General features: G+C 70.9%; 13 protein-coding genes, 1 tRNA gene and 1 pseudogene. 10 read left to right on the top strand and 5 right to left on the bottom strand.

Going from position 1 to position 16706, the window contains the following annotated elements:
* Together ACWD68_RS28365 and ACWD68_RS28360 are read left to right on the top strand one after the other, a co-directional pair.
* A pseudogene (locus tag ACWD68_RS28365) lies at positions 1–352 on the top strand (ABC transporter); the annotation flags it as partial.
* The gene (locus tag ACWD68_RS28360; RefSeq protein ID WP_451809289.1) at positions 349–1125 is read left to right on the top strand and encodes an ABC transporter permease; all 777 of its coding nucleotides are present in this window, start codon (positions 349–351) and stop codon (positions 1123–1125) included. The pseudogene ACWD68_RS28365 and the gene ACWD68_RS28360, both read left to right, overlap by 4 nt.
* 180 nt (positions 1126–1305) lie before the next feature.
* Here the strand turns inward: ACWD68_RS28360 and ACWD68_RS28355 are convergent.
* A tRNA-Ser gene (locus ACWD68_RS28355) sits at positions 1306–1390 on the bottom strand.
* 559 nt (positions 1391–1949) lie between these two features.
* Between ACWD68_RS28355 and ACWD68_RS28350 the strand changes: the two genes are divergently transcribed.
* A complete protein-coding gene (locus ACWD68_RS28350; RefSeq protein WP_451809288.1) occupies positions 1950–2765 on the top strand; it encodes a DUF2637 domain-containing protein in 816 nt (271 codons plus the stop codon).
* A gap of 184 nt (positions 2766–2949) precedes the next feature.
* Here ACWD68_RS28350 and ACWD68_RS28345 read toward each other — a convergent pair whose 3' ends face one another.
* Entirely contained in the window at positions 2950–4443 is a 1494-nt protein-coding gene (locus tag ACWD68_RS28345) for a S1C family serine protease (protein ID WP_451809287.1), read from the bottom strand.
* 257 nt (positions 4444–4700) lie between these two features.
* Here ACWD68_RS28345 and ACWD68_RS28340 point away from each other — a divergent pair, with 257 nt between their 5' ends.
* The 3 genes from ACWD68_RS28340 (at position 4701) to ACWD68_RS28330 (ending at position 7374) form a co-directional block, all read left to right on the top strand.
* Positions 4701–5510 (top strand): glycerophosphodiester phosphodiesterase, encoded by an 810-nt coding sequence (locus ACWD68_RS28340; RefSeq protein WP_451809286.1) that lies wholly within the window; start codon positions 4701–4703, stop codon positions 5508–5510.
* 126 nt (positions 5511–5636) lie between these two features.
* On the top strand, positions 5637–6266 hold the full coding sequence (locus ACWD68_RS28335; RefSeq protein ID WP_451809285.1) for an ATP-binding protein: 630 nt from the start codon (positions 5637–5639) through the stop codon (positions 6264–6266).
* A gap of 139 nt (positions 6267–6405) precedes the next feature.
* Positions 6406–7374: a DUF5926 family protein gene (locus ACWD68_RS28330; protein WP_451809284.1), complete on the top strand. Its 969-nt coding sequence runs from the start codon at positions 6406–6408 to the stop codon at positions 7372–7374.
* A gap of 244 nt (positions 7375–7618) precedes the next feature.
* On the opposite strand, the gene ACWD68_RS28325 is transcribed toward ACWD68_RS28330, so the two are convergent.
* Together ACWD68_RS28325 and ACWD68_RS28320 are read right to left on the bottom strand one after the other, a co-directional pair.
* Positions 7619–8203 carry a hypothetical protein gene (locus tag ACWD68_RS28325; RefSeq protein ID WP_451809283.1) on the bottom strand — a complete coding sequence of 195 codons (585 nt, stop codon included), beginning with the start codon at positions 8201–8203 and terminating at the stop codon, positions 7619–7621.
* Positions 8204–8258: 55 nt separating this feature from the next.
* Positions 8259–8924, bottom strand: coding sequence for a bifunctional DNA primase/polymerase (locus tag ACWD68_RS28320; RefSeq protein ID WP_451809282.1), 666 nt, complete (start codon positions 8922–8924; stop codon positions 8259–8261).
* A gap of 482 nt (positions 8925–9406) precedes the next feature.
* On the opposite strand from ACWD68_RS28320, the gene ACWD68_RS28315 reads away from it, so the two are divergent.
* The 4 genes from ACWD68_RS28315 to ACWD68_RS28300 all read left to right on the top strand — a co-directional run bounded on the left by ACWD68_RS28315 (position 9407) and on the right by ACWD68_RS28300 (position 15670).
* Complete coding sequence (locus ACWD68_RS28315; RefSeq protein ID WP_451809292.1) at positions 9407–10918, top strand: PP2C family protein-serine/threonine phosphatase; 1512 nt, start codon at positions 9407–9409, stop codon at positions 10916–10918.
* A gap of 100 nt (positions 10919–11018) precedes the next feature.
* Positions 11019–12500 carry an aminopeptidase P family protein gene (locus ACWD68_RS28310; protein ID WP_451809281.1) on the top strand — a complete coding sequence of 494 codons (1482 nt, stop codon included), beginning with the start codon at positions 11019–11021 and terminating at the stop codon, positions 12498–12500.
* 163 nt (positions 12501–12663) lie between these two features.
* Positions 12664–14064 (top strand): MocR-like pyridoxine biosynthesis transcription factor PdxR, encoded by a 1401-nt coding sequence (pdxR, locus tag ACWD68_RS28305; protein ID WP_451809280.1) that lies wholly within the window; start codon positions 12664–12666, stop codon positions 14062–14064.
* A gap of 118 nt (positions 14065–14182) precedes the next feature.
* Positions 14183–15670 carry an MFS transporter gene (locus tag ACWD68_RS28300; RefSeq protein ID WP_451809279.1) on the top strand — a complete coding sequence of 496 codons (1488 nt, stop codon included), beginning with the start codon at positions 14183–14185 and terminating at the stop codon, positions 15668–15670.
* A gap of 67 nt (positions 15671–15737) precedes the next feature.
* Here the strand turns inward: ACWD68_RS28300 and ACWD68_RS28295 are convergent, their stop codons facing one another.
* Positions 15738–16580 (bottom strand): triphosphoribosyl-dephospho-CoA synthase, encoded by an 843-nt coding sequence (locus ACWD68_RS28295; protein WP_451809278.1) that lies wholly within the window; start codon positions 16578–16580, stop codon positions 15738–15740.
* Positions 16581–16706: the final 126 nt, after the last annotated feature.

Raw genomic sequence — 16706 nt, 5'->3', positions numbered from 1 at the left:
CGGCACCATCGCCGCCGAAGGCACCGCCGACGAACTCAAACGCCTCATCCCCGGCGGCCACGTCCGCCTCCGCTTCACCGACCCGACCACCTACCAGTCAGCCGCCCTCGCACTCGACGAAACCACCCGCAACGACGAAACCCTCACCCTCCAGATCCCCAGCAACGGCAGCCAACGCCACCTGCGCACCATCCTCGACCGACTCGACACCACCGGCATCGAAGCCGACGAACTCACCGTGCACACCCCCGACCTCGACGACGTCTTCTTCGCCCTGACCGCCAACACCACCATGCCCACCCAGCCCAACCAGCCGGACCAGCCCAACCAGCCCAAGGAGACCGTCCGATGAGCACCCTCCCCCTCGCCGTACGCGACTCGACCACGATGCTCCGCCGCAACCTCCTGCACGCCCGCCGCTACCCCTCCCTCACCCTCAACCTCCTGCTGACGCCCGTGATGCTCCTGCTGCTGTTCGTCTACATCTTCGGGAACACCATGAGCGGTGGCGCGGGTCGCTCCGCCTACATCGCGTATCTCGTGCCGGGCATCCTGCTGATGACGATCGGCTCCACAGTGGTCGGCACCGCGGTGTCGGTTGCCACGGACATGAACGAGGGCATCATCGCCCGCTTCCGCACGATGGCCATCCACCGCGGGTCGGTGCTCTTCGGCCACGTCGTGGGCAGCGTGCTGCGGGCGATCGTGAGCGTGGTCCTCGTCGGCGCGGTCGGTGTCGCCATGGGTTTCCGCTCCACGGACGCCGGCGTTCTGGAATGGCTGGCGGCGTTCGGGCTGCTCGCGTTCTTCGCTCTGGCGTTCACCTGGATCGCGGTCGGCATGGGCATGGGCAGTCCCAATGCCGAGGCGGCCAGCAACAGCGCCATGCCGCTGATCCTGCTGCCCCTCATCTCCAGCGCCTTCGTCCCGCTGGATTCCATGCCGGGCTGGTTCCAGCCGATCGCCGAGTACCAGCCCTTCACCCCCGCCATCGAGACCCTGCGCGGACTCCTCCTCGGTACCGAGATCGGCAACAACGGCTGGATCACCATCGCCTGGTGCCTGGGCTTGAGCGTCCTCGGCCACCGCTGGTCGAAGGCGCAGTTCAACCGCGACCCCGAATAGACGACGTGACAACGCCTCCCCCACCCGCAAACCCGTTCCGCCGCAGGGCGGCGCCGCGGCTCCCCGAACCGGGACAGGGACAAGGGCAGGGACAGGGATACGCAGAAGGGGTGCCGCTCCGGAGAGTGGCACCCCTTCTGATCTGCACAGCCGCTGATCCGCACAGCCTCTGATCCGCTGCGGTGGGTGTGGGATTTGAACCCACGGTGACTCGCGCCACGACGGTTTTCAAGACCGTTCCCTTAGGCCGCTCGGGCAACCCACCTGCGCCCCGGCCCACCTGGGACGGAGCGGGTACAGCGTACCCGGCCCCGAGCGTCTCGCGGGGGCGTGGTCCCCGCGAGGCCCGCCTTCTCCGATCCCGTCCACCTCCATGCGTACGAACCCCTGGGGTACGAACGCACTCGCCAACGCGGCAGCCCATCGGACCCAGTTCACGAAAAGACGCTTTCGTGAATACTTCCGCCGCGTTGCGCTCACTCATTTGCCACACATCTGACGAAGGGGGCACGGCGTTAGCGAAATATGGCGAAAGCAAGCCCCCTCGGCCCACCCACCTCCAGAACCGCGGCGGAGGATTCGGGCGCGGACCGCACGGTGACAGTCGGGCGATACACCTACACGCCTGCCACCGCGTCCTCATCACCTGACGCCCGTAGCCCGGTGCACGGAGACGGCGCGCGAGTCGAACCGCGTGGCAGTGCGTCGCTGCTCGGTGACTTCCTGACGGTGCTGGACCTGGTTCAGGAGGAACTCAACCAGCGATGGAAGGCCAGGGACGCTCCAGCCACTACGCGGTCCTCTCGTGACGGGGCGAAATTTCAGTGAATGACGAATATCCGGATCTCTCCTTCGCTCGGTACGAACAGCATCCCGGATACCCCACCGAGACGGCCGCCGGTCGATACGGCGATCCTGTCGACGCCCGATACGAACAGGGCTGGGACCCGGTCGAGGAGCTCACCTACCTCCTGCAGGATGCCGCGGCGGAGCAGGAGGCCTTCGTGCCGCCACCCCGCAGCGAGCCGTCGTACGGCGAAGAGTCCGCCGGTGACACGATGGAAAACCTGGTGCACATCACCGCCGAAGTGCCGCCCTTCCGGCGTTCCTCGTCCGGACATCGAAAAGTGCGCGTCCGCAAGCCCCGCTTCGCCTGGCTGCAGACCGTCAGCTTCGTGATAGCCGCATGCGCTGCCGTCATCGTCTCGATGGTGAGCGTCTGCAGTGGCATGGCGGCGTATGCGCCTCTGCAGCACATCGCGTCCTCCACCGGGACGAACACGGGATCCTGGTGGCCTCTACTGATCTACGGCCCCTGGATGGTGGCCTCGCTCTCCATCCTGCGCGCTGCCCTGCACCAACGCCGTGCTGTGCACTCGTGGTACGTCGTGGTGCTGTTCTCCTCCATCGCCGTGCTGTTCTGTGTGGCCGCCACCCACAAGTCCATCACCGGTGTCGCCGCAGCCGTCGTACCGGCCCTCGCGTCCCTGACCTGCTTCCAGCAACTGGTCCGTCAGATCACACTGACCCGGCCCCCTCGACAGAGCCTGTCCCGCCATCGGCAACGCCCCGGTCCCGCGTCTCCGGAGCGCGTTGAGGGCAAGGTCGGCAGGACCACTCCGAAACCGCGTCGTACCTGATGCGAGCCGCGCGTCTTCCCGACCGGTCTCTCCACGAGGGTTCCCCCTGTTGCCACGCGGAGGACGCGACAGTTCCAGCGATGTCGGCCACATGGCTCGAGACCGCACCCCGGACAAAAGAGGAGCCCCCGTGCCGCCGGTGAACGGGGGCACGGGGGCACAGGTCCGGTGTCGGACGCTCAGGTCAGCTGTCGCCCTCTCGGGAGCCGAGGGTGACGTCGGCGGTGTGGGTCTTGCCGTCGCGCGTGAAGGTGAGCTTCACGGTGTCGCCGGGCTTGTGGGTCCAGATCGCGCCGATGAGCGTCGGGCCGCTGTCGATCACCATGTCGTCGACCTTGGTGATGACGTCGCCGGGCTTGAGACCCGCCTTGGCGGCGGGGCCACCGGACTCGACCGCGGCCGAGCCGCTCGCACCCTGCTCGGTGATCTCCGCGCCGCCCGTGCCCTCGTTCAGGGAGACCGACGCGCCGATCTTCGCGTACACCGGCTTGCCGGTCTTGATCAGCTGCTGGGCGACGTACTTGGCCTGGTTGACCGGGATGGCGAAGCCCAGGCCGATGGAACCGGACTGACCGGAGCCGCCGAGGCCGCCGCTGCTCGACGACTGGATCGCGGAGTTGATGCCGATGACCGCGCCCGAGGCGTCGAGGAGAGGCCCGCCGGAGTTGCCCGGGTTGATCGAGGCGTCCGTCTGCAGGGCGCTCATGTACGAGGCCTTGCTGCTGGAGCTGCCGTCACTGGAGGCGACCGGACGGTTCTTCGCGCTGATGATGCCCGTGGTCACCGTGTTGGACAGACCGAAGGGCGCGCCGATCGCGATCGTGGAGTCGCCGACGGCCACCTTGTCGGAGTTGCCGAGCTGGAGCGGCTTCAGGTCCGAGGGCGCGTTCTTCAGTTTGATGACCGCGACGTCGTAGCCCTGCGCGTGGCCGACCACCTCGGCGTCGTACTTCTTGCCGCTCGGGAAGGTCGCGGTGAGCTTGCCGCCGTCGACGGCGTCAGCCACCACGTGGTTGTTGGTGAGGATGTGGCCCTGCGTGTCGAAGACGAACCCCGTGCCGGTGCCGCCCTCGCCGTTGCTGCTCTGGGCCTCGATGGTGACGGTGCTCGGCAGCGCCTGGGCAGCCACGTTGGCGACCGTGCCCGAGGCGCGCTTCACCTCGCCGCTGCTGCTCGGCGCGGAGACCGTCGTCGAGTCGGTGGAGTCGTCGTTGTTCTTGGCCAGGGAGTAGCCGAGGCCGCCGCCCACTCCGCCGGCGACCAGCGCGGCCACCAGAATCGCGGCGACCAGGCCGCCGCGCCCGTTCTTCGGCTTCGGCGCGGGCTGCTGGTAGGAGGAGCCCCAGCCGCCGGCTCCCGAACCGCCGCCGTCGGCGTACGAAGGAGTGGCGGGCGGCGGAGGCGGCCAGCCCGCCTCGGGCGCGGAGCCCTGGACCCCGGCTCCCTGCCCGTAGGGGTCGGACCCCTGTCCGGCTCCGGCCGACGCGTACGCCGGCATGCCCGTGGGCGCCGACGGGTGCTCCGGTGCGCCGGGGGCACTGGGCACCGCGGGGATCGGAGCGGTCGGCTCGCTCCCCGTGTGCGAGGCGCCCTGTGCGGAAGCAGCGGGAGTTTCCACCGGCACAGGAGGTGCGGACGGGGCCGGGGGTACTGCAGTGCCCTCGTTCTCGGTGCTCACAGCTCTTCTCCTCGATCCACGGCTGTTGTTCTCGGTCGCACTCGGTCACGCCCACTCACACTTGTCGATGGCCCGGCGCGATGCAGCTGTGCATGTGCTTTTGTACGCCGTCAGCTTTTCCCACGAGGCGTCAGGGCACCATAAGCGGTGGCTGTGCGTCCAAGACCATCCTTTATAACGGGCCTTTAATGTCAAAAGGGTCGAATTGCGACGCATCTCACCTCACACCCGCACCCCGACGGTGGCACCATGACGCGGTGACCCTCGCACGACAGCACCCGATTCAGGTCGTCGCCCACCGCGGAGCCTCCGAAGAGGCCCCGGAGCACACGCTGGCCGCGTACAAGAAGGCGATCGAGGACGGTGCGGACGCCCTCGAGTGCGATGTACGGCTGACCGCCGACGGCCATCTCGTCTGCGTCCACGACCGCCGCGTGAACCGGACGTCCAACGGCCGCGGGGCCGTCTCCGCCCTGGAGCTCGCCGAACTCGCCGCCCTGGACTTCGGTTCCTGGAAGAACCGCGACGAGTCGCCGGACTGGGAACACGCCCCCGGTGACCTCGAGGACACCTCCGTCCTCACCCTGGAGAGACTGCTCGAGCTCGTCGCCGACGCCGGCCGCCGCGTCGAGCTGGCCATCGAGACGAAGCACCCGACGCGCTGGGCGGGCCAGGTCGAGGAGCGGCTGCTGCACCTGCTGAAGCGCTTCGGTCTGGACGCCCCCGAGTCCGCCGGCGATTCCCCGGTGCGTGTCATGAGCTTCTCGGCGCGCTCGCTGCACCGTGTCCGGGCCTCTTCCGCGACCTTGCCGACGGTGTATCTGCTCCAGTTCGTCTCGCCCCGGTTGCGGGACGGACGGCTGCCCGCGGGTGTCCGGATCGCGGGCCCCTCGATGCGGATCGTACGCAGTCACCCCGGGTACATCGAACGACTGAAACGAGCCGGACACCAGGTGCATGTCTGGACCGTGAACGAGCCCGAGGACGTGGATCTCTGCGTTGAACTGGGCATCGACGCCATCATCACCAACCGCCCGCGCGCCGTGCTGCGGCAGTTGGGCCGCTGAGCTGGCCTTGCCGCAGGGCGGACCCTCACGGAAAACACCAGGATCGCCCATCGAAAACCACCGAGAATCAGCCATCCGATCACAGGGAGTGCTCCGGCGCGTTCGCTCCGCATTCGATCGTTACGAGTGCGTCAGCAGACGTTGATTGGCCGGTTTCCGGTCCAGTCCAAAGGGGCATTCACACCGTGGCGTGGGGCAAAGGAGGTCTCGGGGGTGGCGTTGGTGGTGGCACAGGAGGTGCCCACGTCGTCGAGCATGGCCGTACCCCATGGCCCTGCGGGCGTGGGGGAAGCAAGACACCGGATGCGTGATCAGCTCCGCTCCGGCGGTGTGGCGGAAACGGTCATCGACGACGCCGTACTGATCCTTTCCGAACTGCTCAGCAATGCCTGTCGGCATGGCAGGCCCCTGGGCGACGCCCTGGCGGGCGACGGCGATGTGCGTGCGACGTGGCGCGTCGACCCGGCCGGACGGCTGACGGTCGAGGTGACGGACGGCGGTGGTCCTACCCGCCCCGTTCCCGCGACGCCCTCGGTCACCGCACGCGGCGGCCGCGGGCTGAACATCATCACGGCGCTGGCCAAGGACTGGGGTGTACGGGACGACATCCACGGCGAGGTCACGGTGTGGGTGGTCATCCAGGACGACGTGAAAACGGCGCGCCGGCACGACGACTTCGCTACGCGCGTCGCGTCACCGAGGGTGTCCGGGATATCCGACCTGGACTTCACGGACGCCTTCGACGATCTGGACTGAGGCGCACGCAGGCGCACGCGGACCGAAGCACCGGGTTCCAGGACGACGCGGTGCGTTGTCCACAGGATCCCGTCGACCCCCGTACGAACGGCTAGGCTCGCGCCAGTACGAGACGAGCCGTGATCGGGAGACACCCACGATGGCCAAGAAGCGACCCCAGACGAAGGCCAAGCAGCCGCAGCCGAAGGACGGCGGCGAGATCCCGGTTGTCGGCGCTCGCGAGCCCTGCCCCTGTGGCAGCGGCCGCCGCTACAAGGCCTGCCACGGCCGAGCTGCCGCGCACGCCGTGACCGAGCTGGTGCACCGCCCGTTCGAGGGCCTGCAGGGCGAAGGGGACTGGGTCGCGCTGCGCGAGCTGGTGCCCGCCGCGACGGTCGAGCTCAAGCTCAAGGAGAGCCTGCCCGAGGGCGTCCCCTCGGTCACCCTCGCCACCGTCCTGCCGATGGCGTGGCCGGCGCTGCGCCGCGACGACGGCTCGGTGCTGCTCGGCCTCCAGAACGACACGGCGTCCGGTGACATCAGCCGCGACCTCGCCGACACCCTCCGGCGCGCGCTCACCGCGCCGCCCGGCACCCCGGTCGAGGGCCGGCGCGCCCCGGCCGACGGTCCGCGGCTCCAGGACCTGCTCGATCCCGAAGGCACGTTCGAGCCAGTTGTGCACAGCGGCTTCGAATTCTGGGTCCCCGACGCGGAGAACGCGACGGCCGAGGTGACCGCCTCGCTGGAGCGGGCCAACGCCGCCGCCATCCCGACCGTGAAGCTCTCCGGCGTCGACGCCGCCTACTGGTGCGAGACGCCCGACAAGAACCACCTGCGCTGGGTCATGCCCTACCCGGAGGAGCAGCTTCTGGACGCCCTCGCGCGACTGCACGCGGCGGGCCGGTCGAGCCTCGGGGAGGGCACCCGGCTGGTCGGCTCCTTCCGTGCGCACGGGCTCACGGTGCCGGTCTGGGACCTGCCGACCGGTGTCACGGCGGACGACATCGAGAAGCCGGCGGCCGAGTTCGCCGAGCGCCTCACCGCCGCTCTGGCCACGGACGCGCCGCTGACGGCGGACGAGCGCCGTGCGCGCGGGGGGCTCACCAACCGACAGGTGACGCTCAGCTGACACACAGCGGACCCGCAGATCCAGAAACTGACCGACCGGTCAGCTGGTCAGGGTCTCGGAAACGGGTGACTCCTGTCACAACTCCCCGTTGTGACAGGTAAATCCGTGTCCGAATAGCCGAGATCGAATTTGCGAACCGCCGATCTCTTGTTACCGTTCGAGTAGCCCGGTTGCTGGTGCATCCCCCGTCGCCAGCAACCGGGTCTTTCCATGTGCGGAATCCCGTACGACATCAACAGCCTTGCTACTGGGCCGAGTTGCTCCCCGAGCGCAGCAGCAGCGGCCCGGCGGAGCCGGTGCCTTTCGCGAACTCCGCGACCGCCGTGTACGCACCCGCATCCCCCGCCGTACGTTCCCTGGGCGTCTCGCACACCCCCGGATCGTCCTCCGCGTCCACCGCGCAGTTCATCTGCACCGTGCGGCCGCCGGGGCCCATCAGACTCAGTACGGAGCTCAGCGCGTCGCCGGTCGCGTTGCGGTAGTAGGTACGCGCCCAGGTCTCCTCGCCCTGCGTCAGGACACAGGTCTGTGCCTCGACGCCGTCGGGCGAGGAGAGCTCGGGGCCGCACCGGGCGGCGGTCGCGAGGCCGAGGCCGAGCAGCCGGGGAGAGCGTCCGGGTTCGGGTGTCGCCGGCCGGTCGTCCGAGCGAACCGTCTCGCGTACGGCCGTGGTGTCGTCGTCGCCGACGGAGCCGGCCGAGGCCACGGCCAGCGGCAGGGCGAGGACGAACGCCACGACGCCTGCCAGCGCCACAAGTCGAACTCTTCGGGGGTCCGGCCCGCCGGGCGGCGGCGATGAGGCGCTGTGCCCCCCAGAATGACGCTGCATACGCGGACGATAACGAGCGGGGGCGGGCGCGCGGCTCACCGCGCGCCGGACGCCCCTACAACTCGGGCGCGCTCACACCCGTACGAGTGAGTGCCTCAACCACGGCGTCCACCACGGCCTCCACATCGGGCACCCAGGGGGCGGCGGAGCCGGGCAGCGGAGCGCGCTCCCAGCGGATCTGGCCCTGGCCCGTCTCGGACGGCGGCAGGGCGATGTAGCCGCCCTCGCCGTGGAAACGCAGGGAGCCGGGAACGAAGTCCTTCGCGTAGAGGAGTTCGCCGAGCTGTTCCATGGAGTACGGGGCGACGAGGATCGCCCAGCGGGTGGGGGACGCGACGACCGGGCCGAGGCGCATGCCGTTGCGGTCGAGGGCGTCGAGAGCGCGGGCCGCCGCGAGGGCGGGCAGGCTCACCGCGCACGGGGCGCTGCCTCCGGTCGCCAGCACGATGGGTGCCGACGGCCGGTTGGTCCACCACCAGCGCACCATGCGCTCGTCGGTGGTGGCCGCGAGGAGGCCGGGGTCGAAGGGATGGGCGCCGGGCACCGTGCACTCCGGGTCGGGGCATCCGCAGCGGGCACGCCCCTGCGGGTCCGCCGCCACACCCGGGAGTACGGGCCACCGCCATTCGGTCGCGAAGGTCAGGGCCGCGCTGAGCATCTCAGGCCTCCCGTTGTTCCGCCTGGACAGGAGCCTGCGTCGCCTTCCGAGGATCTCGCGCATGAGCGCTCGTTCCTTTCCGTTGCACGCCTGGCAACACCGAGGATCACATCACACCATGTGTCGATCACTTCACTGTGCGTACCTGCTGGCGCATCACACCCCTGCTGGAGACAAGGGGAACCCCTCTGGGCCGAGCATGTGGCTGCGTCCGCGCCCATACCGCGTGTACCAAAGCATGGGCATGGCGTGGGGTGGCGGCGCCTGGCGTTTTGCGTCCCGCGTATTTCTTGCCGCCTCCGCCACGGGGAGGATGGGGCACGGTCGTCGGTGGTTAAGACGCCCGGGTCCGTCGCCAGGTTCCGGGCGGATCTCAACCACCCCTGGCCTTCACCGAGTACGTACCCATCACGACCGCTGTGACGCTCCGTCGAACGAGGCCAGTCGACCTCAATAAGCCGTTGCCCGAGTCAGTTTTAGGCCAACTTTGTTTTCCCGCAAGGGTTACCGACGGTCTCATGGACACCAGTAATCCCAGCAGGACAATGCTGGACATCCCCTCACGAGTACGTGTACATGTGGAGACACCGCTAGCGGCGCAGAACGACATGGGGGTTTGCGATGCTATTGAGCAATACGCACCGGTCGGAAAGCCGGACGTCATGAACGCCCCTCACCTTCCGAAAGTGGCTGGAATCGATTCAACGGTTCCTTCGCCCGCACACACTGTCGCGCCGACGCCCGCTCCCACGGGGGCCTCCTCGGCCGTTTCCCCGGTCGACGCCGGGGCCGTTCTCCAAGATCGCCTCGCGGGCTGGGTCTCGGATCTCACCACGCTCCACGAACTCACCGAGCGCCTGGCACGCACCGCGACACTGAGCGACGCACTGCAGGAACTGCTGCGCGCCGGAGCCGCCCTCGTGGGCGCCCGGCGCGGTCTCGTCGTCATGGAACCCGGCGACGGACTGGGTCCCGACACCACGATCGGACTCGGCCTCGCCCGAGCGGATCTCGGCCACATCGAGACGGTGCCGCGCAGCTCCATGTCGTACGGGAAGATCCTGGACGGGCTGCCGGGCGGCGAGAGCGAGATCACCCAGCCGGACCTCCTCTCGGAGGACGGGCTCGACCCGCGCCACCGCGAGGTGGCCGCCCGTCTCGGCTACGCCGCGAGCTACGCGCTGCCGCTGTCCACCGAGGCGGCCGGCCGCCTCGGTGCCGCCGTCTGGCTGTACGACGAGCCCGCCGAACCGGTGGAGCGCCAGCGCCACCTCGTCGGCCTCTACGCCCGGTACGCCACGGAGCACCTGGCGCGGCTGGTGGAACTGGAACGCACGCGGACGGCCATGACGACCATCTCCACCGAACTGCTTCCCCCGCGGCTGCCCCGGGTCCCCGGCGTCCAGCTCGCCGCCCGGCACCGCACCGGCCCGCGCGGTGGCGGCGACTGGTACGACGCGCTGCCGCTGCCCGACGCCGCGCTCGGTCTCGCGGTCGGCTCCGTCAGCGGGTCCGGCCCCAGCGCGATCGCCGCCATGGGCCGGCTGCGGGCCTCACTGCGGGCCTACGCCGTCATGGAGGGCGAGGACCCCGTCGCCGTGCTCTCCGACCTCGAACTGCTGCTGCGGCTGACCGAACCCGCGCGCTCCGCGACCGCTCTCTTCGCCTACTGCGAACCGGCCCTGCGCAGGCTCACCCTCGCCGGTGCCGGACACAGCCCGCCCCTGGTGATCGGCCCGCGGCGCACCGAGTTCGTGGAGACCTCCCTGTCGGCCCCCCTGGGCATGCTCGCCTGCTGGGAGGCCCCGAGCGTCGAACTGACCGCCGACGCCGGCGAGACCGTGCTGATCTACACCGACGGTCTGCTGCACCGCACCGGCGATCCGATGGACCGTGGCTTCGCGCGGCTGCACGCGGCGGCGGCGAGTGTCCCGAGGTCCGTCCGCGACGACCCCGGCGCGATCGCCGACCACGTCCTGCGCTGTGTACTGCCGGACGGTCTCGACGAGGCGGACACCGACGAGGACATCGTCCTGCTGGCCGCCCGGTTCGAGTGAGGGGACGAATACCTCGTGTAACAGGCCTTCCGGCCCTGGGCCCCCTTCAGTACGACCGTACGATGGGAGGCGGTCCACAGTCGTATCTAGGAGGCAGACCGTGTCGGAGGCGCTCACCCCGGAGACCCCGGAAGCCGTGCTCGACGAAACCGCTGACGGCGAGGAAGAGCCGATCAAGCAGCGCAAGAACGGCCTGTACCCGGGCGTGTCCGACGAGCTGGCCGACAGCATGAAGTCCGGCTGGGCCGACACCGAGCTGCGGGGCCTCACCCCGATCGCGCAGGCCGAGTACACCGCGGCCCGCCGCGCCGCGCTGTCCGCGCGCTTCCCGGGCGAGCGCCTGGTGATCCCGGCGGGCAACCTGAAGACCCGCTCGAACGACACGGAGTACCCCTTCCGTGCCTCGGTCGAGTACGCGTACCTCACCGGCAACCTCACCGAGGACGGCGTCCTCGTGCTGGAGCCGGTCTCCGAGGGCCACAAGGCGACGATCTACCTGCTGCCGCGCTCCGACCGCGAGAACGGCGAGTTCTGGCTGTCCGGGCAGGGCGAGCTGTGGGTCGGCCGCCGTCACTCCCTCGCCGAGGCCGAGCAGCTGTACGGCATCCCGGCGTCAGACGTCCGCGAACTCGCGGCGGCGCTGAAGGAAGCCACCGGTCCCGTCCGGGTCGTGCGCGGCCACGACGCCGCCATCGAGGCCGCCCTGACCGACAAGGTCACCCGCGAGCGCGACGACGAACTGCGCGTCTTCCTCTCCGAGGCACGGCTCGTCAAGGACGCGTTCGAGGCCGGCGAGCTGCAGAAGGCCGTCGACTCCACCGTGCGCGGCTTCGAGGACGTCGTGAAGGTCCTCGACAAGGCCGAGGCCACCAGCGAGCGCTATATCGAGGGCACCTTCTTCCTGCGCGCGCGGGTCGAGGGCAACGACATCGGCTACGGCTCGATCTGCGCCGCGGGCCCGCACGCCTGCACGCTGCACTGGGTGCGCAACGACGGCCCGGTCCGCTCCGGCGATCTGCTGCTGCTGGACGCGGGCGTGGAGACCCACACCCTCTACACCGCCGACGTCACGCGCACGCTGCCCGTCAACGGCACGTACACGGAGATCCAGAAGAAGATCTACGACGCCGTGTACGAGGCCCAGGAGGCCGGTATCGCGGCCGTCCAGCCGGGCGCCAAGTACCGCGACTTCCACGACGCCGCGCAGCACGTGCTGACCGAGAAGCTCGTCGAGTGGGGCCTCGTCGAGGGGCCGGTCGAGCGCGTCCTGGAGCTCGGCCTCCAGCGCCGCTGGACCCTGCACGGCACCGGCCACATGCTCGGCATGGACGTCCACGACTGCGCCGCCGCGCGCACCGAGACGTACGTCGAGGGCACGCTGGAGCCGGGTATGTGCCTGACCGTCGAGCCCGGCCTGTACTTCCAGGCGGACGACCTGACCGTGCCGGAGGAGTACCGCGGCATCGGCGTCCGCATCGAGGACGACATCCTCGTCACCGAGGACGGCAACCTGAACCTGTCGGCCGGCCTGCCGCGCCGGTCGGACGAGGTCGAGGCATGGATGGCGTCCCTCAAGGGCTGACATAGTGCCCGCGAGGGCTGATACGAGACTGATGGCCGGGTGCCCTCCAGGGTGCCCGGCCATCGGTGTGTCCAGGGGGCGGCGGTGGCCCCCGGACGTCGGCGTGCCCGCGGGCCCGGCGGCGCGCCCGCGGGTTTTCGGTGTGCCTAGGGGGCGGCTTTTCGTGGACGACGACTTCTGGTCCGGCGTCGGAGTGGACCTGCATCTGGAACCGGACGCGTCGGCCGGGCGCAGAGCCGGGCTCGAACGGGCCCTTCGGGACGCCGTCCGCACCGGACGGCTCACCCCGGGCACCCGGCTGCCCGCGACCCGGCGGCTCGCCACCGAACTCGGCATCTCCCGGGGCACGGCGAAAGCGGCGTACGACCAGCTCATCGCCGAGGGGTATCTGACGGCCCGGCAGGGCTCGGGCACCGAGGTGGCCCCGCTCCCGGCCGACGGCGCGGCGGCCCACGTACGGGCACCACGCGCGCGTGCGCCCCGTTTCGATCTGCGCCCCGGCAGCCCGGACGTCGGTACGTTCCCTGCGGCGGCCTGGCTGCGGGCACTGCGCCGCGCCATCGCGACGGCGCCCTCCCTGGCGTACGACTACGGGGATCCACGCGGCCGGATCGAACTGCGGACGGCGTTGTCGGGCTACCTCGGGCGGGCACGCGGGGTGATCGCGCCGCCGGAGCGGATCGTCATCACCTCGGGCTACGTCCAGGGGCTCGCCCTCCTCACCCGTCTGCTGGACGGCGGGACGGTGGCCATGGAGGACCCCGGGCTGCCGTTCCACCGGGACGTGGTGCGCAAGAGCGGCGGAAACGTGGTGCCGCTGACCGTCGACGAACACGGCGCCCGCGCCGACGGGTTGGCGGCGCTCGGGGCGGACGCGGCCGTCGTCACCCCCGCGCACCAGTATCCGACCGGTGTCACGCTCCACCCCGAGCGGCGGCGGGCGCTCACCGACTGGGCACGCACACGGGACGGGCTGATCATCGAGGACGACTACGACGGGGAGTTCCGCTACGACCGGCAGCCGGTCGGCGCCCTCCAGGGAATGGCACCGGCCCACGCCGTCTACCTCGGCACGGCTTCCAAGACACTCGGCCCCGCCCTGCGGCTCGGCTGGATGGTGCTGCCCCCTCACCTGGTCGAACCGGTCGCCGACATCAAGCTGCACAGCGACCATCACACCGAGTCCATCGGCCAGTTGGCGCTCGCCGAGATGATCGAGAGCCACGCGTACGACCGTCATGTGCGCGCGTGCCGGCTGCGCTACCGGCGCCGCCGCGACCAGCTTCTCGACCGGGTGGGGGCGCGCAGGGGCGTACGGGGGATCGCCGCGGGGCTGCACGCGTTGGTCGAGGTGGCGGACGAGTCACGGGTGCTGGCGCGCGCCGAGGAGGAGGGCCTCGCGGTCGGGCGCCTGGGCGACCACTGGCACACGCCGGGCGACGGCCGGACGCAGGGGCTGGTCGTCGGGTACGGGACGCCCCGCGAGCGGATGTATCCCGAAGCCCTGGAGGTACTGGGGCGGGTGCTGGAAGGGGCCGAAGGGCGCCGGGGCGGGCCGATGTGATCCGGAGCGGGCCGCCGAGCGGGGTGGTCCGGCCAGGCGTCGGGTCCTGAATTGGACCATCGAAAGTCTCGGCGAATGGGCCTGCCGACCGGTCCATCCGGCTCGTAGCGTCGAAGCCATGACGCATCGCGCCGCACGATCCGCAGAGCTCGCGCAGAGCAACGCTTCGGGTACCCCCTCGGGGAAGGACGCGTACGAATCCTCCGCGCACGAGTCCTCCGTGCACGAGACTTCCGCGCGCCAGGCCTCCGCCGACGAGGCCTCTTCACCGCTCGCGGCGGCGCGTGACCTCTCGGGAGCTCGTACGCCGCGCGGCTCGGCCCGGGCGAGCCGTCTCCTCCCGCCCTCCGGGCCGCAGCGGGTGCTCGCGCTCGCGCAGCTGAGCAACTCCGTGGGTGACGGCGCCTATTACGTGTCGTCCGCGCTGTACTTCACGCACGTCGTCGGGCTGTCTCCCGAGCGCGTGGGGCTCGGGCTGACCGTCGCCTGGGCGATCGGTTCGCTCGTCGGTGTGCCGCTGGGCGGGCTCGCCGACCGTCGCGGACCGCGCGGCACGGCGGTGCTGCTGGCGCTGGCCACCGCGGCGGCGGTGGCGTCCTTCCTGGTCGTCCAGGGCTTCGTCCCCTTCGTCGTCGCGGCCTGCGCGTACGCGTCCGCGCAGTCGGGGCTCGGGGCGGCCCGACAGGCCCTGCTCGCCGCGCTGATACCGGCAGGGGAGCGCACCGGGCTCCTCGCGCATCTCCAGTCGACGCTCAACGCCGGTCTGGCGGTGGGCGCGGGCCTCGGCGGTCTCGCCCTGCACGCCGGGACGCGGTCGGCGTACCTCGGGGTGTTCGCGCTCGACGCGGTGGGTTTCCTGGTGTGCGCGGCGCTGTTGTGGCGGCTGCCTTCGGTGGCGCCGGCTCGCGGGGACCGAAAGGGGAATCGGGGGCCCGGCGTGCTGCGGGACCGCCCGTATGCGCTGGTCACGTTCCTCAACACCGTGCTGCTGCTGCGGATGCCGCTGCTCAGCCTCGGCGTACCGCTGTGGATCACCGAGCGCACCGAGGCGCCCGTCTGGCTGGTGTCCGCCCTGTTCGTGCTCAACACCGTTGCGGTGATGGCATTCCAGGTGCGGATGGCCCGCGGTGTCACGGGCCTCTCCACGGCGACCCGCGCCATTCGCCGCTCCGGGATCGTGATGGCGGCGTCCTGCGCGGTGTTCGCGCTGTCGTCCGGTGCCTCCCCCTGGGTCGCGGCCACCGTCCTCGTGGCGGGTGCGGTCCTCCAGGTCGTCGCCGAGATGCAGCAGTCCGCCGGCTCCTGGCAACTGGCATTCGATCTGGCCCCGTCCGACCGCATGGGCGAGTACCAGGGCTTCTTCGGTACGGGGGTCACGGTGGCCCGCACCATGGGCCCCCTCGTCCTGACGGCGCTTCTGGTGGGCTGGGGGACACCGGGGTGGCTGCTGCTGGGGGCTCTGACGGCCGGGGCGTCGTACGCGATGGGACCGGCGGCGAGGTGGGCGGCTTCCCGCGACGCGGGGGCCACGGGTCACCGGGCCGACGTCCGTCCCCGTAACGGCGGAGCCCGACGCACGCCGCTCACCGCGACCACCCGGAACTGAGCCCCGAAGCACGTCGATACCGGTCCGGTCTCCTCAGGCGACGCGGACCGGCACAGGTCGCGCCGTCTCAGGCGACGCGGACCGATGAGCGGGTCCTCACCGGCAGGGAATCCACGAACAGCGCCCCGGCGAGCAGGGCGCCGCTTCCCCGGGGGCTCCACGCGCGCGCGTGGAGATCGTCGTCGAGGGCGGACAGACTCGCGCGCCCCTCCTCCGTGGAGGAGCCCCCCGCTTCCAGCACCCCCCGGGCGCCCGCCTGGACGTGCCGGAGGCCGTGGGGACCGGCGGTGTACAGCAACTCGGTGTCCTGGAGGGTGGACATGACGGTGAGGAGTGCGTCGAGGCGGGCGCGCGGTTCGGGCACGCCGGCCGAGCGGGCGGTGGCGAGCGCGTCCAAGGCCCGCCGCACGTGGGGGAATCCGGCACGCGCCTCACCGCGCGCACCGGCCGCCCCGTACTTCGCGGAGACCGACGAGCCGCGGGAGGGCCGCCGCGGTGCGCGCCGGTCGGTGTGTGCCGCGATCCGCTTGGCGGTCGCGGTGACGTCGGGCCCGGTGGCCCGGGGGTCCAGGGCCGCCGCGGCGACCAGGAGGCCGAGAGCCCACAGGGCACCACGGTGCCCGCCGCCCGTCAGGGCCACCGAGTGCTCGGTGCAGCGGCCTATCGCGCCCAGCTCCGCACGGAGTTCGGGCGTGGGCCGGCCGGTGCGGCGGGCGGCGGCCGCCATGGCCGCGAGACCGGGTGTCAGCGCCTTGGCGGACCAGCGCAGGGAGCAGAGATCCCGCCGGGTGGCCCGGGCGCGAAGGTCGCGCGGGTCGGGCAGTCCGGGTTTGGGAGCCAGCTCCAGTTGCCGGGTCAGCGCGGCCACGGCGGCCCGCGCCAGCGCCTCGTCGTCCTCGCGGCTGCTCATGGACGTACCCCTTCTTGTGAGGACGCCGGCGGTGAAGGCGCCCATGGACGAACTCGGCTACGAGCGAAGGAAGTCACGGACAAAAGAGGTTCCGGCAAAGAGGGTTCCGGCAAAGGAGGTCGGGGC

The sequence above is a fragment of the Streptomyces sp. NPDC005141 genome, assembly GCF_053599975.1.
The sequence above is the reverse complement of the archived record's forward strand: the minus strand, read 5'-3'. Positions and strand labels throughout refer to the sequence as shown.